General features: G+C 61.6%; 4 protein-coding genes and 1 pseudogene. 4 read left to right on the top strand and 1 reads right to left on the bottom strand.

The annotated features are described in order from the left end of the window. The 4 genes and pseudogenes from AC1D01_RS26550 to AC1D01_RS26535 form a co-directional block, all read left to right on the top strand. Positions 1 to 1,429: pseudogene (locus tag AC1D01_RS26550) on the top strand (hypothetical protein); the annotation flags it as partial. Beyond that, positions 1,359 to 2,378, top strand: coding sequence for an RHS repeat-associated core domain-containing protein (locus AC1D01_RS26545; RefSeq protein WP_477871697.1), 1,020 nt, complete (start codon positions 1,359 to 1,361; stop codon positions 2,376 to 2,378). The pseudogene AC1D01_RS26550 and the gene AC1D01_RS26545, both read left to right, overlap by 71 nt. A 5-nt stretch (positions 2,379 to 2,383) precedes the next feature. Next, complete coding sequence (locus AC1D01_RS26540) at positions 2,384 to 2,839, top strand: hypothetical protein (protein ID WP_477871695.1); 456 nt, start codon at positions 2,384 to 2,386, stop codon at positions 2,837 to 2,839. Between the two features lie 88 nt (positions 2,840 to 2,927). After that, positions 2,928 to 3,113, top strand: a complete 186-nt coding sequence (locus tag AC1D01_RS26535; protein WP_477871693.1) for a CPCC family cysteine-rich protein — start codon at positions 2,928 to 2,930, stop codon at positions 3,111 to 3,113. 18 nt (positions 3,114 to 3,131) lie between these two features. Here AC1D01_RS26535 and AC1D01_RS26530 read toward each other — a convergent pair. After that, positions 3,132 to 3,289, bottom strand: a 158-nt coding sequence (locus AC1D01_RS26530; RefSeq protein WP_477871699.1) for an IS3 family transposase, incomplete at its 5' end; no start/stop codon positions are given.

Below are 3,289 nucleotides of genomic sequence, written 5' to 3'. Positions count from 1 at the left end.
GTACCGCAGCACCTGGAGCTACGACAGCTGCGCGATGGGCATCGGCAAGCTGTGCGCGACCAGCGCCAGCACCGAGATGAGCCAGCAGTGGGTGTACGACAGCCTGGGGCGGCTGGTCAGCAACCGCACGACCGTGGCGAACGGGCCGAGTTTTGCGAGCGCGCTGAGCTATGACGCGAACGGCCGGCAGATGACGCAGACCTGGCCGACCGGGTTGACCGTGAACTACGGCTACACGCCGAAGGGGTTCCTCGGCACGGTGTCATTGGCGACAGCGGTGACGATGAACCCGCTGCCAGCAACCCCGGGCGGCACGCCGGGTGCGAGCGTCACGCTGCCGGCCGGCACGATGCTGTGGCAGGCGCAGGCCTACAACGCCTGGGACCGGCTGGAGCAGCAGAAGTACAGCAACGCGGTGGTGAGCAGGTCCGGCTACGAAGCCGCGACGGGCCGCGCGAGCAGCCTGACGACGGGCAAGGCCAACGCCACCGACGTGCTGAACCACGGCTACGTGTGGGACAGCCTGGGTCGGCTGACGAACCGCAATGATGCGAACGGAGACGGCGCGACCGGCGCGGTGACGGAGAACTTCGAGCACGACGCGCTCGGCCGGCTGCAGCGCTACACGGTGGCCGCTCCGGCAATCAGCGGTTTGGTCCGGACCGTGAGCCTGCAATACAACGCGCTGGGCAGCATCCTCTACAAGAGCGATGTCGGCATCTACAACTACGGCGCGCAGGGGGCGAATGCGGTGCGGCCGCATGCGGTGCAGAGCATCGAAGGGGCAGCGGCCAACACCTACGGCTTCGACGCGAACGGGAACATTGCCAGTGCGACGGCGGGCAAGTACCGCGGCATCACGTATACGGGCTTCAACCTGCCGGACAGCCAAGCCGGAGTGCAAGGCCCAGCAGGCGGCCCCAAGCTACGTGTGGAACTACGACGAGGACCATGCGCGTATCCGCGAGATCCGGACGATCCCGAGTGGCGCCAACGCCGGCATCCGGACCACGTGGTACCTGCACCCGGACAACACCGGTGGGCTGGCCTTCGAGAGCGAGGTCAATGCGCCGATGAGTCCGAGTGCTGCGAACCCTGCGATCACGAGCAACCGGCACTATCTGAGCGCGGGCGGCCAAAGCCTCGGGGTGCTGGTCACCACCGGTGCGCTGCCTTCGCTGGGCGCCCCACAGAACGCACCGCTGACCGCGGTGAAGTTGGAGTACTGGCACAAGGATCACCTGGGGAGCATCGCTGCGACGACGGACCACAACGGCGACGTGACGGCGCGAGACGCGTACGACCCGTTCGGCAAGCGTCGCTTCGCGAACGGCAACTACGACGCCGCCGGCGCGCTGGTGGTCGACTGGAGCCCAGCGGTCAACAGCGGCACGGACCGTGGCTTCACCGGCCACGAGCAGCTCGATGACATCGGGCTCACGCACATGAACGGGCGGCTGTATGACGCAGTGATTGGGCGCTTCTTGTCGGTGGACAAACTCGTCGGTGACCCTAAAGACCTGCAGGCCTACAACCGCTACAGCTATGTGGAGAACAGTCCGCTGGTCGCGACCGATCCCAGCGGCTGGCAGACGTACTGGAACAGCCTTTGCAAATGGACTCCAGTTTGCGATGCGATAGCCTACGTGGCTGTCGCAAACAAGGACAAGAAGCCGGACAGCCGGACAAGTGCCCTGCCGGCGAGCAAGCCCGAGCCGAACGGCCCGGTAGCGAGCACATCGGACAATGCCTACGGCGCTGCTCCCACTCCTCCCGACGCAAAGCAGGGTGGCGATCCGCGAATCAAGGAATTGGTGGCGATCTCGCTCAAACGTGGTCCTGACGAAGGCAAGCTTGCGTTGGCAGAGGAGTACAAGCAGAGAATTCTTCAGGTCGAAGGAAAATTCTCACGGGACAGCACCTACCAAGCGCTGTACGTGGATGGCTTGCAGGCCCGTGGGATGAGGGGTGGGGACATTGCCAGCGCGGCGAGTTCGGAAGGTGCGGCTCTCGCGATTCAGGAAGGGGCTGCGGCTACCGTTGGGGTTGCGCTTGGAAGCAGTTCAGCAAAGACAATCAAGCCAATCAATTTGCCTGCGTGGCGAGATATAACCATTGATATGGAGCACATCGCCTCTGGTCACATGGAAGGTGGCTCTCGAGTCAGCTCTCAGAAGACTCTGTTTCCGGAGGGCATGTCAGCCGACCAAGTTGAGAAGGCGGTGCGTCAAGCATATCGTTTCAGCGAGCGTGTGGGTACCCAAGGGGAGCGAGTGCTGGCCCGCGGCGTTCAGGGCGGGATGAAGATTGAGATGTGGGTCAATACGGAAACTAGAACCATTGAAACGGCGTATCCAATTGGCAGGGCGAGCAGGTAGTGCATATGCAAGAAATTAAAGTTGAACTCGTAGAGGACTCGATTGAATTCAGGGGGCACGGACTGGTCACCGGCATTGTCTTCTTCGACTTCGGAACCTTCCAGTTTCCAGAGCGAGACTGGAACGATGCGGTGGTCGTGGTTCTTGGTTGGTGGCTTTCCTCTCTTGGCTCTCTGCTGGTCGGGGGGGCAACGGAGGCAAAGCTCCGCTTCATGGAAGGCCCTCCCATGCTATCCGTTCATAAACTGTCGGGCGACGAATTTCTTGCTCGCTGCATGGGGGTACCCGAAATTGACGAAGAGGCTGAGTTTCAATGCTCGGCTCTGGAGCTTCTGAGATCCACTCTCAAGGTGGCGACACGCGTGCAAAGAGTTTGTCATCTGAATGGATGGCGGTCGGCAGACGTAGATTCACTTGATGGCTTTGTCCTTGCAGCTCGGACGCTGACAAGAAAGCATTGATTGGGAACGACACGACTCATCCCTCAAGAGCTATGGGCCGGGTGGCTATGTTCAGACCAATAGACGGAATCAACTATTGGAACAAGCAATGAACGCATCCTCAGAAGAGCTGTACCCCTGTCCCTGCTGCGGCGTCCGTACGCTGGGCGAGTTGGGGAGCTATGAAATCTGCGACGTGTGCGGCTGGGAGGGCGACCCAGTTCAATCAGCGGATCCCAAATACGCCGGCGGTGCGAACCATGTCGTGGTCAAGTCTTTTCGGACACGCCAATGAGTTGGTTTGGGTTGAATCTCAGTGAGTGTGTTCGGCGTGACGCTCATGCTCGACGGGCGAGCGATAGCCGAGTGTGGAATGGAGCCTGACGGGGTTGTAGAAGCAGGCGATGTAGTCGGCGACATCGATCATCGCTTCGGCGTGATTGGCGTAGTCGCGCTGCCAGACGCAGACGC

The organism is Rhizobacter sp. P3_B12 (assembly GCF_056402895.1).
Note: the sequence above shows the minus strand (reverse complement) of the source record. Positions and strands in the feature narration are given on the sequence as shown.

What these genes read in the sequence shown, in the direction of transcription:
- AC1D01_RS26540 (WP_477871695.1), top strand. Translation starts at nt 2,384, where the DNA reads ATGCAAGAAATTAAAGTTGAACTCGTAGAGGACTCGATTGAATTCAGG.
- AC1D01_RS26535 (WP_477871693.1), top strand. Translation starts at nt 2,928, where the DNA reads ATGAACGCATCCTCAGAAGAGCTGTACCCCTGTCCCTGCTGCGGCGTC.